The sequence below is a fragment of the Staphylococcus sp. Marseille-Q1834 genome, from assembly GCF_916858875.1.
GTDB classification, from domain to species: Bacteria; Bacillota; Bacilli; order Staphylococcales; family Staphylococcaceae; genus Staphylococcus; species Staphylococcus pragensis.
The window spans coordinates 244711-270969 of record NZ_CAKASN010000002.1 but is presented as its reverse complement, the minus strand read 5'-3'; the positions used below and the strand labels follow the sequence as shown (position 1 = coordinate 270969).

The window sequence follows — 26259 nt, the reverse complement described above, 5'->3', positions numbered from 1 at the left end:
TATGGGTATTGAATTATTTGAAAAGGCGTTGCCTATTTTAGATACAATTGAAAAAAATGACTTTGAGGCTTATTTCGTTGGAGGTTCAGTGAGAGATTATATTATGGATAGAGCAGTTCATGATATTGACATCACCACTAGTGCTACACCTGATGAAATAGAAGATATGTTTGACCATACAATTCCTATTGGTAGAGAACACGGGACAGTCAACGTAGTCTATCAAGGTGATAACTATGAAGTGACTACGTTTAGAGCAGAATCAGACTATGTAGATCACCGTAGACCAAGTGAAGTATATTTTGTTCGTGATTTATATAAAGACGTTCAACGTCGAGATTTTACAATTAATGCTATCGCTATGGATAAAAATTATAAACTTTATGACTATTTTGAAGGACAAGATGATATCAATCATAGACTTATTCGAACAGTTGGAGATGCACAAGAGCGTTTTAGCGAAGATGCTTTACGCATTCTTAGAGGGCTACGCTTTCAATCACAATTAGATTTTATAATAGACAAAATGACCTATATTGCTATGCAAGAGCAAATTGAAGATATAGAACACTTATCAATTGAACGTATTGTAGTCGAATTAAAGAAATTAATAAGTGGCCAAAATGTTGGGGAAAGTTACAGTAATTTATTAACATTAGGCTTATTTGCGCATGTTCCTTTTTTCAAAGATATAGATATGAATCAAGTCAAAATAGAGACGCCGATCAGATTTGAAATGTGGCTAGCTATCATTATAACTAAATGTCAACCTCAAACGTCATTATCAAAATTAAAAATTAGTAATAAAGAAAAATCAGATATTCAACTTTATTCAAAAATAATGACAGTATTGCCACAAATCAATAATAAAGACGATTTGAAACTATGTGTGTACGATTATGGTAAGACAAATATACAAGAAGTACTTAACATTCAGTCTATACTTCATGCTAATAGCTTAGCAACGGCTTCACCATTAATTATTAACGAACAAACAATTAATGAAATAGCGAATCAACTTCCTATTCAAACTCGTAAAGATATGAATATTAATGGTGGCGACTTGTTAAATCATTTTCAAAAGAAGAGTGGACCATGGTTAAAAGAATTACTTCGTAAAGTAGAAGGCGCAGTTGTTACTGGTAAAGTTCAAAATACTAAAGATGAAATTTTGAAGTGGGTGGATGACAATGTCAAAATATAGTCAAGATGTTATAGCAATGCTATATAAAAACCAATCTGAATATATTTCAGGTCAATATATCGCAGATCAATTACAAATTTCTAGAGCCGCAGTAAAAAAAATTATTGATCAATTAAAAATAGAAGGTTTCGATATTAAATCTATTAATCAAAAAGGTCATAAACTAAATGCATTACCTAATCAATGGTATAGTGGCATTGTAACTAATTTGTTAGAACAACAGAATCTCATTTCTACTGTAGAAGTGTATGATTCTGTTGAATCGACACAAACGATTGCTAAGCAAACTTTAGTAAACTATGAAGACTCAATGATGATACTTAGTGAGGAACAAACACAAGGACGTGGTAGATTTAATCGAAACTGGGCGTCATCAAAAGGTAAAGGATTATGGATGTCATTAGTTTTAAGACCTAATGTGCCATTTTCAATGATTCCGAAATTTAATTTATTTATCGCATTAGGCATTAGAGATGCCATCCAAATGTTCTCTAATGATAAAGTAGCGATTAAATGGCCTAATGATATTTATATTAACAATAAAAAAGTATGTGGTTTTTTAACTGAAATGGTAGCGAACTACGATGCTATTGAAGCAATTATTTGTGGCATAGGCATTAATATTAATCACGATAAAGAAGATTTCGGAAAAGAGATTGAACATAGAGCAACAAGTATTCGCTTACATAGTGATGAAAAAATAGATAGATATCGTTTTTTAATAACATTAATTAATGAGATTGAAAAACGCTATACTCAATTTTTAAATCAACCATTCAGTGAAATTAGAGAAGAATATATCGAAGCTTCAAACATCTGGCATCGTAAGTTGCGATTCACTGAAAATGACACTCAATTTATAGGAGAAGCGATTGATATAGACCAAGATGGTTTCTTAATGGTGAAAGACGAAAACAACGAAGTCAGACGTTTAATAAGCGCAGATATAGATATATAAGTATAAGACATGGGAATAAGGAGAGATATAAATGGCAAACACAAGTTTTGCGGTAGTTGATTTAGAGACGACCGGTAATCAACTTGACTATGATGAAATTATACAAATTGGTATTACATTCGTTCGTGATAATAAAATATCTGGAACTTATCATTCAATGATACGTACTGATTTAGAAATACCGCCATTCATCCAAGCATTGACTTCTATTGAAGAAACGATGTTAGAAGAAGCACCATATTTCCATGAAATTGCAGATGAAATTTTTAATCAGTTAAAAGATTGTGTGTTCGTAGCACATAATGTAGATTTCGATCTTAATTTTATTAAAAAGGCCTTTGAAAAAAGTGGTATCACGTATACGCCTAAAAAAGTGATAGATACGTTAGAATTGTTCAAAATTGTCTTTCCTACTGATAAGAGCTATCAGCTAAGTGAGTTGGCAAATTCTCACAATATTCCACTTGCAAACGCACATAGAGCGGATGAAGACGCGACGACCACGGCATACTTAATGATAAAAGCCTTTAAAAAATTTGAGCAACTTCCCCTAGATACACTTAAACAACTTTATTATTTAAGTAAAAACCTTAAGTATGACTTATTTAACGTTTTATTCGAAATGGTTCGTCAACATAAACAAATTGAATTAGATGTACAATTTGATCAATTCGAACAGATTATTTATAAAAAACAAAGTGATTTAAAGGCACCGCAAACTCACTTTAATGGTTCTTTAAAACAACTTTATACTAAAGTAACCGAAGCTTTAAATCTTACTTATCGTCCACAGCAGCTTTATTTGTCTGAAATTATTTTGGAACAATTAATGCATAGTGACAAAGCGATGATAGAAGCGCCATTAGGTAGTGGTAAGTCACTTGCTTATTTATTGGCAGCTTTAATGTACAATATAGAAACTGGCCGTCACGTTATGATTTCAACAAATACTAAATTGCTTCAAAATCAATTACTTCAAAAAGATATACCAAGTTTGAATGAAGCTTTAAATTTTAAAATTAATGCAGCTTTAATTAAAAGTAAAAGTGATTATATTTCGTTAGGCTTAATTAGCCAAATTTTAAAAGATGATACTTCTAACTATGAAGTGAATATTTTAAAAATGCAGTTACTTATTTGGATCACTGAAACAGCGACAGGGGATATTCAAGAATTGAACCTTAAAGGTGGCCAAAAAATGTATTTTGAACAAAAGGTTGAAACATATGTGCCTGTAAGACATGATATTCATTATTATAATTACATTAAGCGCAATGCTCAGAATATACAAATCGGTATAACAAACCATGCACATTTAATACATTCTGATCAAGAGAATTCAATCTATCAATTATTTGATGATTGCATTATAGATGAAGCCCATCGTTTACCGGATTATGCACTTAACCAAGTGACGAATGAACTTAACTACTCAGATTTGAAGTATCAACTTGGATTAATAGGTAAAAATGAAAATGAAAAACTATTAAAAGCAGTAGATCAACTAGAACAACAACGTATTTTAGAGCGATTAGACATTGCACCAATTGATGTCTTTGGGCTAAAAAGTAATATTAGTGAGATTCATGATTTAAATGAAGTTTTATTTAATAATATCTTTAAAATCATACAATCATCTGATGTTCATGATGATGAAGTGCATCGTTATCATTATGTATTTGATTTTGATAAAACGCAGATACTTAAAGATTTACATTTGATTGTAGATAAAATTAATAAAACTTTGGAATTTTTCAATGGCATGACGCATAAAACCATTAAATCTATACGTAAGCAATTATTATATATCAATGACAGTTACAGAAATATTGAGCAAAGCTTAAAAAATAATCATACAGCTTATATTTCTATTAAAAATATATCTCAAAAATCAACTATTCGATTAATTGTAAAAGATTATGCTGTAAAAGACGTTCTCACAACACAAGTACTAGATAAATTTAATTCTTTAACATTTATTTCAGGCACGTTAACGTTTAATCATTCCTTTGATGCATTTAAAAATTGGTTTAATGAAGAAATACAGTTTAATACTTATGAAGTACAGTCAACCTTAACTAATAAAAAGAACACAAACATCTATATACCGAGCGATGTAGTGTCTTATAATTATAAAAATATTGATGATTATGTAGCTTCAATAGTGGATTATCTTGAAGAGTATGTTTCTATTACAGAGTCTAAATGTCTTGTTCTTTTTACAAGTTATCGCATGATGTATATGGTTCAAGAATTATTAAATGAATTACCAACTTTTGAAGATTACGTTATTTTGACGCAACAACAAAATCAAAACTATAAGATCGTACAACAATTTAATAATTTTGATAAATCAATTCTTTTAGGAACATCTACATTCTTTGAAGGATTTGATTATCAATCTAACGGTATTAAATGTGTCATGATAGCTAAATTGCCATTCATGAATAAATACAATACGAAACATTGGTTGATGGATTCAGAATTTGATTCCACATTTAAAGATTACGTTTTACCAGATGCCGTGACCCGTTTTAGACAAGGCCTAGGTCGTTTAATCCGTAAAGAAGATGACAAAGGGCTAATTGTTTCTTTTGATGATCGTCTTGTGAACAGTAATTATCAATCTTTCTTTGCTCAAACATTGGAGAACTATGTGCAGAAAAAAGGGGATATACAACAGTTCAGTAAATTGTTACAAAAAATCCAACGAAATATAGATAAAAATAAATAGGAAGAGAAGAATATCCGTAACGCAAGCTAGCCATGTGCTAGAACTTCACTTTCTATTTTGTTAAAATAATAAAGGATTATATAAATAGAAAATTCAAATAGGAGACTAGTTATGAAAACAACTATCAAACAAGCTAAACAGCATCTTAACCAAGAAGTAACTATTGGTGCTTGGTTAACAAACAAACGCTCTAGCGGTAAAATTGCATTCTTACAATTACGTGATGGCAGTGGCTTTATGCAAGGTGTAGTTGTCAAATCAGAAGTTGATGAAGACACATTCAAACTTGCTAAAGAAATCACTCAAGAATCATCATTATACGTGACAGGCGTTATTACTGAGGATAATCGCTCAGATTTAGGATATGAAATGCAAGTGAAATCAATCGAAGTTATTCACGAAGCACATGACTATCCAATCACACCTAAAAATCACGGTACTGAATTTTTAATGGATCACCGTCATTTATGGTTACGTTCTAAAAAACAACATGCTGTAATGAAAATCAGAAATGAAATCATTAGAGCCACTTATGAATTCTTTAATGAAAATGGCTTCACTAAAATTGACCCACCGATTTTAACTGCAAGTGCACCTGAGGGTACAAGTGAGCTATTCCATACTAAATATTTTGATGAGGATGCTTTCTTATCTCAAAGTGGACAACTATACATGGAAGCTGCCGCAATGGCACATGGTCGTGTATTTTCATTTGGTCCTACTTTTAGAGCAGAAAAATCAAAAACACGTCGTCATTTAATCGAGTTCTGGATGATTGAACCTGAAATGGCGTTCACTAATCATGAAGAAAGTTTAGAAGTACAAGAACAATATGTGGCACATATCGTGCAATCAGTACTTAAAAACTGTAAATTAGAATTAAAAGCATTAGATAGAGATACAAGTAAACTAGAAAAAGTGGCAACACCGTTCCCACGCATTTCTTATGATGATGCTATCAAATTCTTAAAAGAAGAAGGTTTTGATGATATTGAATGGGGCGAAGACTTTGGTGCGCCTCATGAAACAGCAATTGCTAATCATTATGACTTACCAGTATTTATTACTAATTATCCAACTAAGATTAAACCTTTCTATATGCAACCAAATCCTGAGAATGAAGACACTGTGTTATGTGCAGACTTAATTGCACCAGAAGGATATGGTGAAATCATAGGTGGTTCAGAACGTATCAATGACTTAGATTTATTAGAGCAACGTATTAATGAACATCAATTAGATGAAGAAAGCTATAGCTATTATTTAGATTTACGTCGCTATGGTAGCGTGCCACACAGTGGTTTCGGATTAGGTTTAGAACGTACTGTAGCTTGGATTTCAGGTGTGGAACACGTTAGAGAAACGTCTCCATTCCCACGTTTATTAAATCGTTTATATCCATAAGTCGCCTACAGTCAGAAACACATATATAAATGTCGTCCAGTCATCTCTATTTGACTGGACGCTTTTTCAACTTTTAAAAAGGAGGTATTTCACTTGGACAAGTTTCAACTTAAAACACGACCTGTCGTCGTGAGACGTGAGCTTTTAGATCATTATTCAGAATTAGGTATGTCCGAGAAAGATTTAATCATATTGATTAAACTTATCTATGCCTCAGAAACTTCAAATAAACAACCTTCTATAGACTTTCTGAAAAAGGGTTCAACAATGGAACCTAGAGAAGTTACTTCTATTATTCAAAATTTAATTCAAAGAGACTTGTTAGAACTCCAAGTAAAAAAAGATGAAGAAGGTAAATTTACCGAATATATGAATTTGGACGGATTTTATGAGAAATTGAGTCACATCTTAGCTCAAGATGAAGTCGATAATAAACAATCAAATTCTCAACAACAATTTAAAGATTTATTCCAATATATTGAACAATTATTCGCTAGACCTTTGTCTCCTTATGAAGTTGAGACATTGAATCAATGGATTGATGTAGATCAACATGATTTTGCATTAATTCGTTCAGCATTAGATGAAGCTTATAGCCATGACAAACTTAGCTTTAAATACGTAGATCGCATCTTATTAAATTGGAAAAAGAATAACGTCACAACGATAGATGAATCTAAAAAAATAAGAGAACAATTTAACAAACCTAAAATGACTCATACTGTTAAACATGTACCGAAATTTGATTGGTTAAATGGAGAGAAATTAGATGATAAGTAAGAAAAAAGCACTTGAAATGATAGATGTAATAGCTGATATGTTTCCTGACGCGGAATGTGAATTAAAACATGATAATGCATTTGAACTTACTATCGCTGTTTTGTTATCCGCTCAGTGTACAGATAATTTAGTTAATAAAGTTACACGTTCACTTTTCAAAAAATATAAAACACCTGAAGACTATGTGAAAGTCGATATAGAAGAGTTACAAGAAGATATTCGTTCAATTGGTTTATATCGAAATAAATCAAAGAATATTAAAAAGTTATGTGAATCTTTACTTGAAAAATTTGATGGAGAAGTGCCACATACACATAAAGAACTTGAAAGCCTAGCAGGAGTAGGACGTAAAACCGCCAATGTAGTGATGAGTGTAGCATTTGGAGAACCTTCATTAGCAGTGGATACTCATGTAGAACGTGTATCTAAACGTTTAGGCATTAATAGATGGAAAGATAATGTTACTCAAGTCGAGGATAGATTGTGCAGCATTATTCCTAAGGAGAGATGGAGTAAAAGTCACCATCAACTCATCTTCTTTGGGCGTTACCATTGTATTGCTCGTAAACCAAAGTGTGAGATTTGTCCTTTATTAGAAGATTGTAGAGAAGGACAAAAGCGAATGAAAGCATAATAAAAGGAAGCTTGATAATATGATTACTAAACATGATTTTGAACCTTTAGAGGAAGAATTAAATCAGTTTGCAAGTAAAAGGGCACTTAATTCGTCTGAAGCTAAACCTGTAATCGATCAGTACTTTACATTAATCATTGATTTCTTTAAACAAATTAATGAAGTAGAGGAGATAGATTTACGTCATCTTGAGAATTATCCAGTAGTACCTATGAATTTTGAAGAACGATATAATTATATGTTAGCTAGAAAATATCACTTTATGGGTTATAGTCAAATGAAGACATTAAAAGTTGAACTTATTAAAATGAATGCATCGTATCAAATTAGAAAACGACGCTAAACCTCAAATATTTAAATTATTATAGTAAAAAGGCTGGGCAAATTGCCCAGCCTTTTATTATAATTATTCAACTTACTAACAACGGATTAAACTTCTATGCGATTATCTATTGAAATTAAAAATGTTAGAAATCGTATTTCCATTATTATTGTTATTAGCATTTGTATTATTCTGTTGTGTTGAATTATTGTTTACACCGTTTCCAGTATTGCCAGTGTTTCCAGAGTCATTTGAGTTCTCTGAAGACTCATTAGACGATTCAGTAGATGAGCTAGATTTTTTTGATGAGCCGTCACTAGAACCGTTACTACCGTAAACCTCACGAGTAGTAGTGTTGTTGTCAGGGTGACCACTTACAGATAAATCACTTGCTTTAGAGCCAACAACTGAATCAGGTTTCTTGAAGTCACCATCATTACTTGAAGTAATGTCAGACATAACGTCCTCATATAAGAATTGAGGGTATTCTTGTTCAGAGTGACCTAAGAATGAGTTAGCTCCGCCTTCTTTAATTTGGCTGAATCCCATCCAAATAGACATTGTGTATTTAGGTGTAAAACCGTTTATCCAAACGTCTTTCGCAGCGTTATCTGGCAAGTTATATTGTTGGTTAATTTCTGCACCATACGTACTTGTACCAGTTTTAGCACCCATTGTTACACCTGAAACGCCATGACCATAAGCTGAACCATAAGGTTTAAATGTACCAGTTAACATTTCAGCTAACATGTAAGATGTATAATCTTTCATAGCTTTATGGCTTGTGTGATCGAATTCAACAGTGTCACCATCAGAAGTAACAACTTTTTGAATTGAATGTGCGTTGTTATAAGTACCACCATTCGCAATTGAAGCAAATGCTGAAGCTAATTGAGTAGGTGAGAACTCTGAAGCGCCACCACCTAAGATATCTGATGGGCCAAGATCATTTTGATAATCTAAACCTACTTTAGAAGCAAAGTCTTTTACTGAATCTTTGCCACCTTTAGATTGAGCTTCTTGCCAAGTTTTTAACGCTGGAATGTTGAAACTTTGTCTTAATGCATCATATGCAGATACTGTACCATGTCCTTGACTATCATAGTTTCGGAAAGTACCACCATCAATTTGATAACTTGATTCATCTTGGATAGCATGATTTGTTGCCCATTGCATATTTTCAATGGCTGGACCATATGCTAAGAATGGTTTTAGTGATGAACCAGTTAAGTGAGCATCTGTTGCTGCATTTCGGTCAACTACGTCTTTGAAGTTACGTCCACCAGAAATGGCTACAATGCCACCGGTTTTACTATCAAGAATTGTTGCACCAACTTGTTGGTCATCATTTTTATAGTAATTACCGTTATTAATACGATCTTGTAATGTTTTTTGAACATCTTTATCCATATCAGTGTAGATTTTAATGCCACTTTGTAATAACTCACTTAAGTTTTTATCTTTAAAGCGTTTATTATTCATTAATTCAGCTTTTACAAAGTTAACATAAGAATCGTATTCTGGATCTTCATCAGTTGAACCAATTTGACGTTCTTTAGTAGAACGTTTCACTAAGTTATCTTCTAATGAAGTCTTTTTAGCTTCTTGGTATTCCTTATCTGTAATTCTATGATGATAGTGCATTAAATATAAAACAGTTTCTTTACGACTTTCAGCCTGTTTAGGATTATCGTAAATATTATAAAGGTTAGGAACCTGAGGTAAGCCAGCTAAGTATGCTTCTTCAGCTAAATTTAAGTCTTTCAAATCTTTATCGAAATAATATTTAGCTGCAGCTTTAACACCATAAACGCCATCAGAGTAATAAATTTTATTTAAATACATTTGGAAAATTTCATCTTTACTGTATTCTTGCTCCAGACGATATGATAAGTAAGCTTCTTGTGCTTTACGTCCGATAGATTTTTTCTCAGTTAAGAATGAACGTTTAACTACTTGTTGAGTTAACGTTGAAGCACCTTGAGAACCAAATCCACCAGTTAAGTTCTTACCAACAGCACCTAATAAACGTTTGTAGTCTAAGGCACCATGATCATAGAAACGGTTATCTTCAGTTGCTAGCACGGCATTTTTCATATTTTTAGGAACATCTTTTAAATCAACATGTTCTCTTCTAGCACCATTATCCAATTTTTTAACCAGTTCGCCATTCCTATCATAAATTTCGGCTGGTTTAGGATCTTGGAGTTTAGATTCATTAAATGCTGGTGCTTTCCAAGCATAATATGCAAATAATAAAATACCGAGTAAAACTAAGATGAAAAAGGCGATTAATAAAAAGCCTATAATCTTGATAATCGTTCGTTTTACATTTCTATTCTTTTTTTCTTTGGATTTCCCATTTTTCCCTTTATTGGGTTGAGAAGATCCTTTGTTTTCCGTCATACGCGGTCCTCACTTTCATCTAATATCAACTTATCAACAGCCTTGAGGTAATCTAATCTTGGTTGATACTGATAAGGAATATAGTAACTATTTTTTCTTATTTCTTCAACTGTTATTGATTTTTTTATTTCATTTTTATATCTTTTCCAAAAAGGTTGAAATTTAGAAAAAGGCAAAAGATATACTTCATCAAGCATTTTAAATCTTATTAATAAAAATACAATTCCTTTCTGAAGAAATGTATTCTTCATATGTTCGACTTGATGATCATGAATATTATTTAAAGGAAAAGAAGTTTTGTTTTTAGTTTCCTTTGCTTCAAAATCAATATAATAGCCATTATAAACGCCATTATAATCAGTTGTAGAAGGGGTACGAAAGTAAGCTTCATTAATCACTGCTTTACTTCGTTTAGGATAGTGAACATTAACGATTTGGATTGGTGTAGGTTTTTTATGTATAACAGCCTTTCCATGATTTAAATAATAATCGTTAGATAGTTCAATATCTTTTTCAAGGGACATACCTCGTCCACCATATTCTATTTTACTATAAGAGGGACGTGAATGACTTCCGACGTTAGTCTTATTTCCCTTGAAAGGTTTCCCGTTAGGATAATTCATAGTATTCACCACGCTAGTTCATTAATAGCAACTATAAAATATCTAGATGTACTAATCTATATCAATGTACTTTTTATGCGATTACTATATAACAAACTAATTTAGAAAATAATGAAAGTTCATTATTAACCTCCTCTATTTTAACGTTCTTTAACTGTGAAAACAATATATGACTCAATTTATAAGGTCTGCGTAACATTACAATAATGAAAGAATTCTAGAAAATGTTAAACTTTCGTTTGTTTACTACTACATGACGGTAGAAATGAATTGTGATACATTAAATCAGTGTAGGAGGCATCTTTATGGAGAAAGTTGTAAAAGAACTATTGAAAGAACTTCAATATATTGAAACACAATATAATGAAGTTAAAACAACAAGTGAAGATTTTGACTTTTATCAGAAGGTTGTTCCATATGCTCATTATATTGATGGTATATTAAACGAGCTAATACAACATAAAGATGACATTATACAATTGGCTTATATGAATGAACGAAAATTCGATTTATTGGTAAACAATATCAAAGAATTATCAGTAGATTGTCATTTCCATAGAACAAGTAGAAAACTTTTTACAGAAAAATTTAAAGCCGTTAATTATGACTTAAACTATTTACTTGAATACACTAAAGAATAGAGTGATGTATACTTTGAAGACGTTATATGTTACGGGATACAAATCTTTCGAGTTAAACATTTTTAAAGATGATATGCCTGAAGTGGAATATTTGAAAGCATTCATTAAACATAAGTTATTACAATATATCGATGAAGGTCTTGAATGGGTATTAATTCAAGGTCAAATTGGAATTGAACTTTGGACAGCTGATGTTGTGCTAGATTTAAAACAAACTTATCCCGAATTGAAACTCGGGATAATTACTCCATTTTATGGACATACGTCGAAATGGAATGAAGTCAATCAAACGAAGTACAATGCTATTGTAGAAAAAGCAGACTTTCTTGAGAGTGTCCATCACACTGAATATGAAGGGCCTTATCAATTTAAACAAACAGATCAATTTATGCTAGATCATACAGACATGACCTTATTAATTTATGATGATGAACAAGAGGGGAGCCCCAAGTTCTTCAAGAGGATGTTAGTTGATTTTATGGATAAAACGAACTATACTTGTGATATTGTTGCATTTGATGAACTCACTGCTTTTATAAATGATTTACAGTGGGAACAAGATCAAAGTTTCGAATGAGGTGGAAAAAATGGCAGATGTTTCTTTAAAGCTTTCAGCAAAAGATATTTATGAAAAAGACTTTGAAAAAACGATGGCACGCGGTTATCGCCGTGAGGAAGTGGATGCTTTTTTAGACGATATCATTACTGATTATCAAAAAATGGCTGACTTAAATAACGAAGTAGTTAAATTATCTGAAGAAAATAACAAACTAAAAAAAGAAGTAGAAGATTTAAGATTACGAGTAGCGACATCTAGACCTTCTGATAACAAATCATTCTCTTCAAACAATTCAAGTTCATCGAATAATGTAGATATTCTAAAAAGAATTTCAAATCTTGAAAAAGCCGTATTTGGCAAATAATCATTAAGATTAATCATTGTAAGTACAAGCAAACTTGCTAGTATGTATTATATGTTTTAAAAGTAAAAATATCTGTTATAGTTTTTAAATTTATGTTATAATCGCAAAAGTGATATTTTGGGTAATCGCTATAGAAATATAGAGGAAAGTCCATGCTCACACAGTCTGAGATGACTGTAGTGTTCGTGCTTGATGAAACAATAAATCAAGGCATTAATTTGACGGCAACGAAATAGCCTAAGTCTTTAGATATGGCTAGAATAGTTTGAAAGTGCCACAGTGACGTAGCTTTTATAGAAATATAAAAGGTGGAACGCGGTAAACCCCTCGAGTGAGCAATCCAAATTAGGTAGGAGCACTTGTTTAGCGGAATTCAACGTATAAACGAGACGTCTTTATTCGCATAATAAAGATATGTAGACAGATGGTTACCACCAGAGTACCAGTACAACTAGTGTACGTTATGAGTACAACGGTACAGAACATGGCTTACAGAAATATCATTGACTAGTTTAGCTCTCCCATTTGATGGAGAGCTTTTTTCATTTTTCCAATTAATACTGATACATATATAATTTAAATTCTGTTAACATATAACATAACAATATTGACAAAGGAGACAAACCAATGTTCCAATTATTAGCAGTATGTCCAATGGGTTTAGAAGCAGTCGTTGCAAAAGAAATCCAAGAACTTGGCTATGAAACACAAGTAGAAAATGGTCGTATCTTTTTCGAAGGAGATGCAAAGGCTATTGTTAAATGTAACTTATGGTTACGAACTGCTGATCGACTTAAAATTGTCGTAGGGCGATTTAATGCTAAAACATTTGATGAATTGTTTGAGAAAACGAAAGCTTTACCGTGGGAGGATATTATTGATAAAGAAGGTCAATTTCCTGTACAAGGACGAAGCGTTAAATCTACTCTTTACAGTGTGCCAGACTGCCAAGCTATTACTAAAAAAGCGATTGTTGAACGCTTAAAGCATGCTTATAACGAAAAAGGCTGGTTAAATGAAAGTGGCGCTAAATATCCTGTAGAAGTAGCTATTCTAAAAGATAATGTCTTACTTACGATTGACACATCAGGTTCAGGACTAAATAGACGTGGCTATCGTATTGCTCAGGGTGAAGCACCAATTAAAGAAACATTAGCAGCATGTTTAGTAAGACTTGCCAATTGGAAAGGCGATACGCCATTCATTGATCCATTCTGTGGTTCAGGAACTGTTGCCATTGAAGCATGTTTAATTGCTCAGAATATCGCACCAGGATTTAACCGTGATTTCGTTTCTGAAGAATGGAACATTATGCCTCCAAACATTTACGATGAAATGCGAGATGAAGCTGATAAACAAGCTGATTATGATAAAGAAATCCAAGTCTTTGCTTCTGACATTGATCCTGAAATGGTTGAAATAGCTAAACGTAATGCAGAAGAAGTAGGTCTAGGAGATATTATTCAGTTCAGTGTCAAAGATGTAAATACATTAACTATTGATACAGAAGCGCCAGTTGCTCTAGTAGGTAATCCACCTTATGGAGAACGTATTGGTGATAGAGATGAAGTTGAAGAGATGTATCGCTATATCGGAAAATTAATGAAACAACATCCTTATTTATCTGCTTATATTTTGACTAGCAATAAAGAATTTGAATATCTTGTTGATAAAAAAGCAACTAAACGACGCAAATTATTTAATGGTTATATTGAATGTACTTATTATCAATACTGGGGTCAAAAACCTGCAAAAAAATAATAATTACTTTCATAAATATAAATAACAAATTTTTCAAGTTTAGTTTTTATTAAATTTGTAAATTTTCTTTAACATATTAGAAAAAATTTAATTAATTTAAACAATTTATTAGCGCTCTTATTATGACTAATGTAAAGTGATAATAAGAGTGTTTTAACTACATACATATTAATTACATCTTAGTGAGGAGAGAGAAATATGCAAACTGTTTTAATTATAGGCGCAAATGGTAAAGTTTCTATTGAGGCAACTAAAATATTTTTAGAAGATACATCATTTAATGTGGATTTATTCTTAAGAAATGCACATCGTATTCCTGATTATGCATCTAATCGTATTACAGTATTTGAAGGGGACGCGAAAAATGAAGAAGACTTAGAAAAAGCATTAAATAAAGTGGATGTCGTCTTCGCTAGTTTATCTGGTTCATTAGATATTGAAGCTGATGCTATCGTTAAGGCAATGAATAAAAAAGGCGTTAAACGCTTAATTTTCATTGCAGCGCCAGGAATTTATAATGAGTTACCAACAAAATTTAATGAATTTAACAAAGAACAATTTGGTGAGAAATTAGATAAATATCGCAAAGCTGCTGATATCATTGAAGCTTCAGATTTAGATTACACAATTATTCGCCCAGCTTGGTTAACATTTAAAAATGAATCAGATTATGAAGTTACATCTAAAAATACTGAATTTAAAGGTACAGAAGTATCAAGACGTAGTATTGCTAATTTAGCTGTGCGTATAGCTAAAAATCCTGAACTTTATTCAAGAGACAATATAGGTGTTAATAAACCAAATACCGATGGAGATAAGCCAGCGTGGTTTAATTAAAGTTCTATTTATATTTTTTAAAATTTATGAGTGTGATAAAATTTAATAAATGATTTCAAAAGTATTGATTAACTTTTGCTATCACTTTCTATTAATAGGGTTATAATTCTTAGATGATTTATAACCTTACTTTTTTATTATTTATAGAACGCTTGAAATAAAGGGGATTAGGCATGGCGAACACTGAACAATTAGATATTTTATATAAATTAAAAAAAGAAGTTGAAAAATCTAACAACACGGCATTAGTACATACAATCAATCAAGTTATTAAAAAAGTCTATTTGAACCAATATACCGCTTCTTTCGTTGGACATTTTTCTGCTGGTAAATCTACTCTGATTAACTTATTACTTGAACAGAATATTTTACCCAGTTCTCCAGTACCTACAACAAGTAATACAGCTATCGTTTCTGTTTCAGATAAAGAAGAGATTATTGCTAATCTAGAACATCAACAATACACAAAACTAAAAACATATGATGAAGTAAAACAAATGAACCGACTAAATGTTGATGTCGAGTCCGTAGAAATTAAATTTCCTTCTTCAAAGTTCCATAATGGATTTACTTTACAAGATACGCCTGGCGTCGATTCAAACGTAGCTACACATCAGACAACGACTGAACAATTCATGTATACAAGTAATATTTTGTTTTATACGGTGGATTATAACCACGTGCAGTCAGCGCTTAATTTTCAATTTATGAAGCGCATGAATGATGTTGGCATTCCTGTTATTTTTATTATTAATCAAATTGATAAACATAATGAAGACGAAATTTCTTTTGCTACTTTTAAAGAAAGAGTGAATAAATCAATTGCAGATTGGGATATTAAATTGACTAAAATCTTCTACGTGTCTAAATTCGATCATCCTGAAAATGAAATCAATCAACTTTCTGACTACTTAGTTGATAAAGACAACCATCGTGAGCCTATTGAAGAATACGTGGAACGCACGGTTAAATTTATCACAGATGCACAACTTGGTTATATTCAAAATGAGATACAAGACATTCTTGAGGAATTAAATATTAATGAAGACGAGTTTGAACAAGCTTATTCAAAATTCCAACAGAATCAAGCCGTTAGTAAGGAAGCACGTTTATTAAATAATCCTGAACAATTATTAAGCTTTTTAAAACAAAAACGTAAAGATATTCTTGAGAATGCATATATTATGACACATGATATGCGTGAAGATATTCGACATTATCTTGAAAGTATGTCTTCTGACTTTAAAGTAGGCGGTCTTTTAAATAAAAAGAAAAAGAAATTAGAAGAGCAAGAACAACGCTTAGCACTAGTAACAGAAAAATTACAAGACAAAGTAAATCAACAAATTCGTCAACCTTTACGAGAAGACATGTCATTCTTAACACGCTTTATTAATAATAGTGACGTTAACCAAGAAATTTTAAATCAACATTACGAAATGCGTAGTGAATTAATCTCAAATTTATATCAACCGCAAACAAGTATTAGTAATACCTATGTATTAACATTTAGTGATGAAGTTAAAAAAGCTATTAACACTTATGTTGAGAAAGAATCTAATCCATTATTTGATAAAACAATTAACAACACACAAGCTACCGGTTTAAACAATACAGAAGATGAAGATATGCAAGTCTATGAACGATTCTTAGAATTAAAGAATTTGAAGGAATCTTTAACGACTGAGAATTATCGTCATTATTATATTCACATGGAAGATTCTTTGGATAAGTTGATAGGGCGAACTGAAGCTAACTACCAGCTTAAAAATATGGCTCAAGGCGAAACAAACGAAGGTCAGTTAGATGAAAATGAGGCAACTCAACAATTCACTGCGAGTGAAATTGATATTAAACAAGCTCTAGAATTAGTTGAACCAGTACCACTATTTGATAGAACGAAAAAAGACATTCAAGATACTTTAACTCGTTTAGATAATAAAATAGTGAAAATTGGTGTTTTTGGTACATTTAGTGCAGGTAAAAGTAGTTTAATTAATGCTTTACTTGGTGGGCAATATTTAGTTAGTTCTCCGAATCCAACAACTGCAGCTACTACAGAATTGTCATATGGTGAAGATAGTAAAATTACATTGAAAACACAAGAACAATTATTAGACGAGTTAAATCAACTTATTGAATATCATAATATTACTTTTAATTCTTTAGAGGAATTTATTAATAGTGATATTACTTCATTAAAACAACAGTTAGAAAAAAATCAATTAGCTTTTGTTAATTCAGTTGAAAAACATTATGCACTTTATCAAGAAATGATTACTGAAGCAATGACGCATGAAATTTCTCAAGAAGATATAAAAAAATGGAGTGCCGAAGACGAATACGCTACTTTTGTTAAAACTGTTCATATTAACTTACCTCTAAACTGGTTAAAAGGTAAAATTATCGTTGATTCTCTTGGTTTACATTCAAATAATCAACGTCATACCAATGAAACTGAACAAATTTTAACATCTTCAGATTTAATATTATATGTAAGTTACTTTAACCATTCATTTACAGATAATGACAAAGCTTTCATTGAACATATGAAAGATATGAATCAATTAAATGAAAATCAAGCGTTTAAAATGGTTATTAACGCTATTGATTTAGCGGAAAATGAAGAAGATATTAAAGCTGTGAAAGATTACGTGGCTGATGCTTTAAACCAAGTTAATTTAAACTCTGAGATATTTGGTGTCTCAAGTAGACGTGCACTTAAAGATCATGATGATGGTATCGCACAGTTACGAGAAAGTATTCAACATTTTGTCGAAGTAGAATCAAATACTATTTTAGAGCAACAAATGATTAAACAATTTGAACAAATGAGTCAATCATTCGATCAAATGATAGAAGAATTCCAAACAAATCAATCACTAATCAGTGAACGTCAAGATAAACTCAAATCTTATCAACATGAACAACGTCTTTCAAATCAATTGTTAATGACAAGTGAGCAACATACTAATAATGAAGTTGAAGACCAAATTTATCACTTAAATGGACGCTTAAAGTTACAATTATTAGATGATGTTAAAAGTGTATTTAATAGTCAAATGACGCAAAATAATGATTTTAATGAAGAAAAGAAACTTTCATCAAAAACATTTTTAGATCAAATCCATCAACGTCTATATCTTGAACAAAGTCTTTTAGTAGAACGTATAAAAAAATATTATAACCGACAACTCAATGAACAAATTGCACCTGTCATTCAAAAGTTAAATCAATTACATGTGTTGATTTATCCTGAATTTAATATTAAACCTCATTTTACGGATACGGCTTTCTTAAGAATTGATATTAATGATATGGTAGTAGCTTTGCCTAAACAATTGACTAAGCGTAAAATATTAAATCCTAACTCTCAAAGAGAAATACAGGAAATGATTAGTTCTAATACACTAGAATTATTGCAAAATCAATTGAGCGAATTAAGACAAGCACTTATTTCTTACGTTTCAACATTAACTAAAGAAGCTGAAACTACGTTCAATCATTTAGAAAATGATATACAACAACAAATAGATGATTTATTATCATTTACTATGGATGAAACACTTATAGAACAATTAAAATCAGTAAACTCAAAACTGAAAGTACTTTTAAAATAGAAAGAAGGCACTATTTATGACATCACGTGTCCTACTAGTAGATGGCATGGCGCTATTATTTAGACATTTTTATGCTACAAGTTTACACAATCAATTTATGTATAATTCAAAAGGCATACCTACAAATGGTATACAAGGATTTGTAAGGCATATTTTTAGTGCTATTCACGATATCAATCCTACACATGTAGCAGTGTGTTGGGATATGGGGCAATCAACTTTCAGAAATGAAATGTATGATTCATATAAACAAAATCGTCCAGCACCTCCAGATGAGCTTATTCCTCAATTTGATTATGTAAAAGAAATTTCTGAGCAATTCGGTTTCATTAACGTCGGAATGGTCAATTATGAGGCTGATGATGTTATCGGTACATTAGCTAAAGCTTATTCTCAAGACAGTGAGGTGCACATTATCACTGGAGATAAGGATATCTTTCAGTGTATTAATCGTAATGTAGAGGTATGGCTCATTAAAAAGGGATTCAATATATATAATCGTTATACGCTAGACCGTTTCAATGAAGAATATCAATTAAATCCACTTCAATTAATAGATATTAAAGCTTTTATGGGAGATAGTGCAGACGGTTATCCAGGTGTAAAAGGAATAGGCGAGAAAACAGCAATTAAATTGATTCAAGCTTATGATAGTGTTGAAAATGTCCTTCAGCATATCGATGAATTAACACCAGGACAACAAAAGAAAATTAAAAATGATGAAGCAAATTTACTACTATCCAAACAACTAGCAGAAATCCATACAGAGGTTCCACTCGACATAGCTTCTTTATATGACGACATGGAATATGCTCATTCACTCAATCATGTATTATCTATTTGTAACGAGCATGAGCTATACGTGTCAGGTAAGTATATTTCTTCTAAACTATAATTAAAAATCCTTGAGATATAAGGAAGATTCAATTTTCACTAATTTAAGAGTAATCTTTCCTAATCTCAAGGATTTATTTTTGATTAACTATTTCTTTTTACTTAATTTATAAAGATATTGTTGTGCTAATTGATTTGCTTCTTTATTTTGATCGCGAGGAACCCATTTTACAAATAATAATTCAAAGCTTTGTTCTAAAATTTCCATATTTTCAAAATAAGGTTTAAAACGGATATTTTTTACATAACCTTGATTAACGCTATCTTCAATTAATTTAGAATCTGTGTATAACAGGGCATTATTAACGTTTAATTCTCTAGCATGTTCTAAAGCATGTATCAAAGCAGCCCACTCTGCACTATGATTATCTAATTCACCTAAATCATGTGTAAAAGTAAATTTTTCATTCTCTTCTTTAATTACTATGCCACACGTGCTTTGACCTGGATTTCCATTTGATGCAGCATCAAAATATATTTTCGCCATTTTATAACACCTTTTCAAATAAAATAAACTTACTATTTCAATACTATACTATCAAATTCTAAAAAAAGAGAATAGCATGAGAAAAGGTCTAAGACATAAAGAATATCTACTTTAAACTAAGAAACGATGTTCCAAAAGTAGTATTCTGTCCAAACCTCTTCTATGCTATTCAATGAATTAATAACCCTCATCTAATTTATGAATTTTTCCCTTGCGATACATCGATTTAGCGATATATCCAAATGGAACATTAAATACAGTTGACATTAGTTTAAGTAAATAAGTTGTTATAAATACTTCAAACACTACGGCAATAGGTAATGTACCAACAAATGCGATAGCTACAAATAAAGCTGTATCAATAATTGAACTTAACATTGTACTACCGTATGCTCGTATAATAAATGTTTTATCTGAACTAAAGATTTTTTTAATCATTGAAAAGATAAATACATCGACATGTTGACCAATAATATAAGCTAAAATTGAGCCAAGAGCTATACGTGGTACTAAATCAAAGATAGTTGCTAATGATTTTTGAGCTACATCTTCAGGAGCTGGAATAAAATGTAATGACATTTGCATTACAATAATCATAACTAATGTTGATGAAAAGCCTAACCATACAGCACGTTTAGCTACTTTACGACCATAGATATCATTTAAAATATCTGTAGCCAAATAAATTGAAGCAAACATAACATTCCCTAAAGTAGCAGATATTCCAAAGATATCTACAGTTTTAATAACCTGGATGTTAGCAATGATTGTACCTATAGCTACCCAAGCTATTAAGCCTTGTTTACCAAAACAACGAAACATGACGACCATTAAAATAAAAGTAACAAAAAATGTTGCTACTCCAAAAATTTCATTAAACATGATTATCCTCCTAAATTTTGATAATGCGGGTGTTTAGAAACCGCAAAAACAACTTATACATTTTATAGTAAAAATACAATAGTTGCAATAGGAGTTAGAAATTTTATAAATTTATGAGTAAATCGATTATTTCAAAATTACTTTAATTTAAGTTATAATAACTCCATGATTATTATCAGATAATAACTGAAATAAGGAGTGACTAGCATTCTTACGCATTCCGAACAAAATGCAATTCAAAAAATTGATGACTTAATGAATACTTATTGTGATAAATGTTTACTTAAAACGCACATTAGAAAAACTGAGGGTAAAACACAAGCTCATCACTTTTGTATCTCAGAGTGTTCAATTGGTAAACAAATTAAGCAATTAGGAAATGAACTTCAATAAGAAGTGTCTTAAGACAATATATCAAAGTATTTAGACTGCCAGACCTCCTTATCAATTGAAGAGAAAATGATACGCAATGACGAGAGTTTTTACTATGCGTAGGGAATCCAGTTGCGTATAAATTGATAAAGAGTGAAGGATGAGGCGACAGTCTATAATAGGAGGCAATCGTATTATGCAAATTGTATCAATCGAAGAAACACCAAATTATAATACAATGAAGATTAATTTAGATGAAAAAAGATCAGATAATCAATCTAATACATTTACATCAGCTAAAGATGGACAACCTGATTTTATCAATCGATTATTTGAAATTGATGGGGTAAAGTCTATTTTTTATGTCATGGACTTTATTTCTGTTGATAAAGAAGAAGATGCTAATTGGAATGATTTATTACCTCAAATTCAATCCACTTTCAATTAATTCATAATTAAGAGGGGAGATTTTTAAATGGAGATTTTGAGAGTTGAACCAACACCTAGTCCAAATACTATGAAAGTAGTATTAACTGAAAAAAGATCAGATAATCAATCTAATACTTATACAGAAGTTAAAGAATCAAATCCAAAATTTATAAATGATTTATTAGCATTAGAAGGCGTTAAATCTATCTTCTATGTTATGGACTTTTTAGCTATAGATAAAGAACCACGTGCTAATTGGGAAAATGTATTGCCTCTCATCACTTCCACGCTAAGTAATGAAGATGACACTGTGGTTCAATCTCAAGTTGATGATCATTTCGGTGAAGTAAAAGCAGAAGTATTAACCTTTAAAGACATTCCATATCAAATCAAATTAACTACTTCTGATCAAGAAAAACGCCAGCAACTTCCTGATATATTCGTAGATAGTATGTTAAGTGCTCAAAAAGATGGAGAGAATGTCGTTTTTTTACGTAAATGGCGTGATTTAGGTATTCGTTATGGTGAGCTTGATGAGATTATGGATGAAGTAGTTGAAGAAATTCTTGCGATGTATCCAGAGCAAAGATTGAAAGAGTTAACGCAAGCAGCTTTATCAACAGAAACAGTAGTTGTTCCACAGTCACAATACAAACACATTACAATAGAAGAATATCGTCAAACCGAAGATTGGAAAGCTCGCTTACGTATGCTAAAAGAATTTCCAACGCCTAAAATTGAAGATTTACCGATTCTACAACTTGCTTTACAGGAAGAAAAAGTGGCTCTAAGAAGAGAATCAATTGTTTTACTTGGCATGATAAATGATAAAGCTGTACTTTCATATCTTTATGAAGGTCTTAAAGATAAAAGTCCAGCTGTCAGACGTACAGCAGGAGATTGTCTGAGTGATTTAGGGTATAAAGAAGCTTTACCAGAAATGGAAAAAGCCCTAGATGACCCACAAAAAATTGTACGTTGGCGTGCAGCTATGTTCTTATTTGACGAAGGTGGCGAAGATCAACTTCCAAGCTTAAAAGCACATGTTGATGATCCCGCATATGAAGTTAAATTACAAATTGAAATGGCTATCTCTCGTATTGAAAAGGGAGACGAAGCACTTGGCTCAGTTTGGAAACAAATTGCCAATCGTGATAAATAAACAATAATTTAAATACTTAAATTAGGAGTGTATTTACTATGAATCCATATGAACAATATATGAAAGAATTAGCACAACAAATGCGTGCTGAACTTACTGAGAATGGTTTTGAAAGTTTAGAAACAAGTGAAGCAGTATCAAACTATATGAATAATGTGGACGATAACGATACAACATTCGTTGTTATCAACTCTACTTGCGGTTGTGCAGCTGGCTTAGCTAGACCAGCAGCTGTTGCCGTAGCAGAACAAAATGATAAAAAACCTACAAATAAAATCACTGTATTTGCTGGACAAGATAAAGAAGCAACACAAACAATGCGTGAATATATTCAACAAGTACCATCAAGTCCTTCATACGCATTATTTAAAGGTACTGAATTGAAACACTTTATTCCACGTGAACATATTGAAGGCCGTGATATTCAAGATATTTGCATGGACATTAAAGACGCTTTTGATGAAAATTGCTAAACAAAGTTAATCTTTAAATATAAATTTTTAAAACCTATAATAGCTAATTGATTTTTTCAAAGAGTTTATTATAGGTTTTATTTTTATTTTGCTAGTTTAATATTTAAAGATTGGCCTCTATTCATGATTAAAATTCTGAAAAACTGAGGAACTCTATTATAGATAATTTAATAACCATTCATTTTCTAGTATAATAATAGTTAATATATACATTTAGGAGATGACACTATGTTAAACCCCTTTGATTCAGCGTATCACAGCTTATGCGAAGAAATCTTAAAAATAGGTAATGAACGCGATGATCGAACACACACAGGTACAATTTCAAAATTTGGTCATCAACTACGATTTGATTTATCAAAAGGATTCCCACTTTTAACTACAAAAAAAGTATCATTCAAATTAGTAGCTACTGAATTATTGTGGTTTATTAAAGGCGATACAAATATTCAATATTTATTAAAATATAACAATAATATTTGGAATGAATGGGCTTTTGAAAAATATATTCAATCTGAAGATTATGATGGACCAGATATGACCAATTTTGGTCATAGAGCTTTAGAAGATTCTAATTTTAATGAACTGTATAAAGAAGAAATGGCCAAATTTAAACAACGCATCTTAAATGATGATAGTTTCGCTCAAAAGTATGGCGATTTAGGAAATGTTTATGGTAAACAATGGCGTGATTGGGTAGATAAAGAAGGGAATCACTTTGATCAATTAAAAACAGTGATCCAACAAATCAAAGATAATCCTAACTCACGACGTCACATTGTATCTGCATGGAATCCTGCTGAAATCGATTCAATGGCTTTGCCACCTTGTCATACAATGTTTCAATTTTATGTACAAGACGGTAAATTAAGTTGCCAATTATATCAACGTAGTGCAGACATTTTCTTAGGTGTGCCTTTTAACATTGCTAGCTACGCCTTATTAACACACCTTATTGCTAAAGAATGTGGCCTTGAAGTAGGCGAATTTGTCCATACATTTGGAGATGCACATATTTATTCAAATCATATTGATGCTATTCAAACGCAATTATCTAGAGAGAGCTATACGCCTCCCACATTACAAATAAATTCTAACGCTTCGATTTTCGATATAAATTATGAAGACCTTGAATTAATAGATTATCAATCACATCCTGCAATCAAAGCACCTATTGCAGTATAAAGCTATTCCGATTTACTATTTATTTGAAAATGAAGTAACCTTATATAGACATTTCAATCTATATTTAATTGAATTACTTAATAAAAAATCAAAAATTTTTCTTAAATAAATAACGGAGGGAAAATGATGACTTTATCAATTTTAGTAGCACACGATCAACAACGTGTTATTGGTTATAACAATGACTTACCTTGGTACTTACCCAATGATTTAAAGCATGTTAAGAAACTTTCAACAGGTAACACTTTAGTTATGGGAAGAAGAACATATGACTCAATCGGTAAACCATTACCAAACAGACGAAATGTTGTATTGACACGTGACACTTCATTTCATGCAGATGGCGTAGATGTTATACACTCTTTCGACGAAATATATGATTTAGAAGGCCACGTATTCATCTTTGGAGGTCAATCATTGTTTGAAGAAATGATTGATAAAGTAGATGATATGTATATCACTGTAGTAGAAGGGAAACATCAAGGAGATACATTTTTCCCTGAATATACATTTGAAGATTGGGAAGTTGAATCTTCTGTAGAAGGGGAATTAGATGAGAAAAATACAATTCCACATACATTTCTACATTTAGTTCGTAAACATAATAAGTAAAGTGATTTAATGGAGGTACTTATGACAAAACAAATTATAGTGACGGATTCTACGTCAGACTTATCACAAGATTATTTAAAAAAACATGATATCCACGTCATTCCTTTAAGTGTAACGATTGATGGCAAATCTTATGTCGATCAATTAGACATTACATCTGAAGAATATATACAACATATCGAAGATGACGCCGATGTTAAGACGAGTCAACCGCCAATTGGGAAGTTTATCGAACTATATGAAACTTTATCGAAAGATGATGTAGAAATTTTTAGTATACACATGTCATCTGGGCTAAGCGGAACTTACCAAACTGCACTACAAGCAAGTGAAATGGTAGATGCCAATATAACTGTCATTGATTCAAAATCAATTTCATTTGGTCTTGGTTATCAAATTCAAAAATTAGTTGAATTAGTTAATACTAATCTATCTTCGTTTGAAATAGTTGAGAGCCTTAAAGAAGTACAAAAAAATACAAAATTATTTGTAGTTATAGGTCAACTTAATCAATTAATCAAAGGTGGACGTATTAGTAAGACAAAAGGGTTTATTGGAAATATTATGAAAATCAAGCCTATCGGTACGCTAGAAGATGGCTATTTAGAAATGGTGCATAATGCACGTACACAAAACTCAAGTATTCAATATTTAAAAAAAGAAATTTCAGAATTTATTGACAAACATAAAATTAAATCTATTGGTGTCGCGCACGCTAATGTGATTGATTTTGTCGAAAAATTAAAATCACAATTTGATGATGCTTTTGGTCCTCAAGAATATGATGTAAATGTCACAACACCAGTTATTTCGACTCATACTGGACAAGGGGCAATAGGGCTAGTCGTTGTTCGTCATTAATATATTTTAAGTGCTGAATAAGTAAATCACTTTAAAATATACGCATATTAGCGTA

Annotated in this window: 25 protein-coding genes and 1 other RNA gene; 22 read left to right on the top strand and 4 right to left on the bottom strand. The window is 31.3% G+C overall.

The window, feature by feature from the left end; translation table 11 throughout:
- Position 1: 1 nt before the first annotated feature.
- The 7 genes from LIX58_RS10425 (at position 2) to LIX58_RS10395 (ending at position 8057) form a co-directional block, all read left to right on the top strand.
- Complete coding sequence (locus LIX58_RS10425; protein ID WP_154836846.1) at positions 2-1204, top strand: CCA tRNA nucleotidyltransferase; 1203 nt, start codon at positions 2-4, stop codon at positions 1202-1204.
- Entirely contained in the window at positions 1191-2162 is a 972-nt protein-coding gene (locus LIX58_RS10420; protein WP_154836844.1) for a biotin--[acetyl-CoA-carboxylase] ligase, read from the top strand. The genes LIX58_RS10425 and LIX58_RS10420 overlap by 14 nt, the downstream gene beginning before the upstream one ends.
- Before the next feature lie 31 nt (positions 2163-2193).
- Positions 2194-4896 carry a helicase C-terminal domain-containing protein gene (locus LIX58_RS10415; RefSeq protein ID WP_226386317.1) on the top strand — a complete coding sequence of 901 codons (2703 nt, stop codon included), beginning with the start codon at positions 2194-2196 and terminating at the stop codon, positions 4894-4896.
- 111 nt (positions 4897-5007) lie between these two features.
- Positions 5008-6300 carry an asparagine--tRNA ligase gene (gene asnS, locus LIX58_RS10410; protein WP_154836840.1) on the top strand — a complete coding sequence of 431 codons (1293 nt, stop codon included), beginning with the start codon at positions 5008-5010 and terminating at the stop codon, positions 6298-6300.
- A gap of 93 nt (positions 6301-6393) precedes the next feature.
- A complete protein-coding gene (locus tag LIX58_RS10405; RefSeq protein ID WP_154836838.1) occupies positions 6394-7080 on the top strand; it encodes a DnaD domain-containing protein in 687 nt (228 codons plus the stop codon).
- Complete coding sequence (gene nth / locus LIX58_RS10400; RefSeq protein ID WP_154836836.1) at positions 7070-7714, top strand: endonuclease III; 645 nt, start codon at positions 7070-7072, stop codon at positions 7712-7714. Before LIX58_RS10405 ends, nth begins: the two co-directional genes overlap by 11 nt.
- A gap of 19 nt (positions 7715-7733) precedes the next feature.
- On the top strand, positions 7734-8057 hold the full coding sequence (locus LIX58_RS10395; RefSeq protein WP_154836834.1) for a YpoC family protein: 324 nt from the start codon (positions 7734-7736) through the stop codon (positions 8055-8057).
- Between the two features lie 102 nt (positions 8058-8159).
- Here LIX58_RS10395 and LIX58_RS10390 read toward each other — a convergent pair whose 3' ends face one another.
- Entirely contained in the window at positions 8160-10442 is a 2283-nt protein-coding gene (locus LIX58_RS10390) for a transglycosylase domain-containing protein (RefSeq protein WP_154836832.1), read from the bottom strand.
- Complete coding sequence (gene recU / locus LIX58_RS10385) at positions 10439-11065, bottom strand: Holliday junction resolvase RecU (RefSeq protein ID WP_126566886.1); 627 nt, start codon at positions 11063-11065, stop codon at positions 10439-10441. Before recU ends, LIX58_RS10390 begins: the two co-directional genes overlap by 4 nt.
- A 305-nt stretch (positions 11066-11370) precedes the next feature.
- On the opposite strand from recU, the gene LIX58_RS10380 reads away from it, so the two are divergent.
- The 8 genes from LIX58_RS10380 to LIX58_RS10345 all read left to right on the top strand — a co-directional run bounded on the left by LIX58_RS10380 (position 11371) and on the right by LIX58_RS10345 (position 19742).
- The gene (locus tag LIX58_RS10380; protein WP_226386316.1) at positions 11371-11706 is read left to right on the top strand and encodes a DUF1798 family protein; all 336 of its coding nucleotides are present in this window, start codon (positions 11371-11373) and stop codon (positions 11704-11706) included.
- 13 nt (positions 11707-11719) lie between these two features.
- Positions 11720-12283: a DUF1273 domain-containing protein gene (locus LIX58_RS10375; protein WP_413470818.1), complete on the top strand. Its 564-nt coding sequence runs from the start codon at positions 11720-11722 to the stop codon at positions 12281-12283.
- A gap of 10 nt (positions 12284-12293) precedes the next feature.
- On the top strand, positions 12294-12629 hold the full coding sequence (gpsB, locus tag LIX58_RS10370; RefSeq protein ID WP_126566883.1) for a cell division regulator GpsB: 336 nt from the start codon (positions 12294-12296) through the stop codon (positions 12627-12629).
- 113 nt (positions 12630-12742) lie between these two features.
- Positions 12743-13126, top strand: an RNA gene (gene rnpB / locus LIX58_RS10365) — RNase P RNA component class B.
- A 130-nt stretch (positions 13127-13256) separates the two neighbouring features.
- The gene (locus LIX58_RS10360; protein ID WP_226386315.1) at positions 13257-14390 is read left to right on the top strand and encodes a THUMP domain-containing class I SAM-dependent RNA methyltransferase; all 1134 of its coding nucleotides are present in this window, start codon (positions 13257-13259) and stop codon (positions 14388-14390) included.
- A gap of 198 nt (positions 14391-14588) precedes the next feature.
- Positions 14589-15227 carry an SDR family oxidoreductase gene (locus tag LIX58_RS10355; protein ID WP_126566881.1) on the top strand — a complete coding sequence of 213 codons (639 nt, stop codon included), beginning with the start codon at positions 14589-14591 and terminating at the stop codon, positions 15225-15227.
- A gap of 173 nt (positions 15228-15400) precedes the next feature.
- Positions 15401-18847: a dynamin family protein gene (locus LIX58_RS10350; RefSeq protein ID WP_154836824.1), complete on the top strand. Its 3447-nt coding sequence runs from the start codon at positions 15401-15403 to the stop codon at positions 18845-18847.
- Between the two features lie 16 nt (positions 18848-18863).
- Positions 18864-19742 carry a 5'-3' exonuclease gene (locus LIX58_RS10345; protein ID WP_154836822.1) on the top strand — a complete coding sequence of 293 codons (879 nt, stop codon included), beginning with the start codon at positions 18864-18866 and terminating at the stop codon, positions 19740-19742.
- An 87-nt stretch (positions 19743-19829) separates the two neighbouring features.
- Here LIX58_RS10345 and LIX58_RS10340 read toward each other — a convergent pair whose 3' ends face one another.
- Positions 19830-20228: a ribonuclease HI family protein gene (locus LIX58_RS10340; protein WP_126566878.1), complete on the bottom strand. Its 399-nt coding sequence runs from the start codon at positions 20226-20228 to the stop codon at positions 19830-19832.
- Between the two features lie 177 nt (positions 20229-20405).
- On the bottom strand, positions 20406-21110 hold the full coding sequence (locus LIX58_RS10335; protein ID WP_126566877.1) for a queuosine precursor transporter: 705 nt from the start codon (positions 21108-21110) through the stop codon (positions 20406-20408).
- Between the two features lie 198 nt (positions 21111-21308).
- Here LIX58_RS10335 and LIX58_RS10330 point away from each other — a divergent pair, with 198 nt between their 5' ends.
- The 7 genes from LIX58_RS10330 (at position 21309) to fakB2 (ending at position 26204) form a co-directional block, all read left to right on the top strand.
- Positions 21309-21503: a zinc-finger domain-containing protein gene (locus LIX58_RS10330; RefSeq protein WP_126566876.1), complete on the top strand. Its 195-nt coding sequence runs from the start codon at positions 21309-21311 to the stop codon at positions 21501-21503.
- 175 nt (positions 21504-21678) lie between these two features.
- Complete coding sequence (locus tag LIX58_RS10325) at positions 21679-21930, top strand: NifU N-terminal domain-containing protein (protein WP_126566875.1); 252 nt, start codon at positions 21679-21681, stop codon at positions 21928-21930.
- A gap of 27 nt (positions 21931-21957) precedes the next feature.
- The gene (locus tag LIX58_RS10320) at positions 21958-23073 is read left to right on the top strand and encodes a conserved virulence factor C family protein (RefSeq protein WP_154836818.1); all 1116 of its coding nucleotides are present in this window, start codon (positions 21958-21960) and stop codon (positions 23071-23073) included.
- A 38-nt stretch (positions 23074-23111) separates the two neighbouring features.
- On the top strand, positions 23112-23546 hold the full coding sequence (gene brxA / locus LIX58_RS10315) for a bacilliredoxin BrxA (RefSeq protein WP_126566873.1): 435 nt from the start codon (positions 23112-23114) through the stop codon (positions 23544-23546).
- A gap of 228 nt (positions 23547-23774) precedes the next feature.
- Positions 23775-24731 (top strand): thymidylate synthase, encoded by a 957-nt coding sequence (locus LIX58_RS10310; RefSeq protein WP_126566872.1) that lies wholly within the window; start codon positions 23775-23777, stop codon positions 24729-24731.
- A gap of 126 nt (positions 24732-24857) precedes the next feature.
- Entirely contained in the window at positions 24858-25343 is a 486-nt protein-coding gene (locus tag LIX58_RS10305) for a dihydrofolate reductase (protein ID WP_126566871.1), read from the top strand.
- A 21-nt stretch (positions 25344-25364) separates the two neighbouring features.
- On the top strand, positions 25365-26204 hold the full coding sequence (gene fakB2, locus LIX58_RS10300) for a fatty acid kinase binding subunit FakB2 (RefSeq protein WP_226386314.1): 840 nt from the start codon (positions 25365-25367) through the stop codon (positions 26202-26204).
- The last annotated feature ends 55 nt before the right edge of the window (positions 26205-26259 follow it).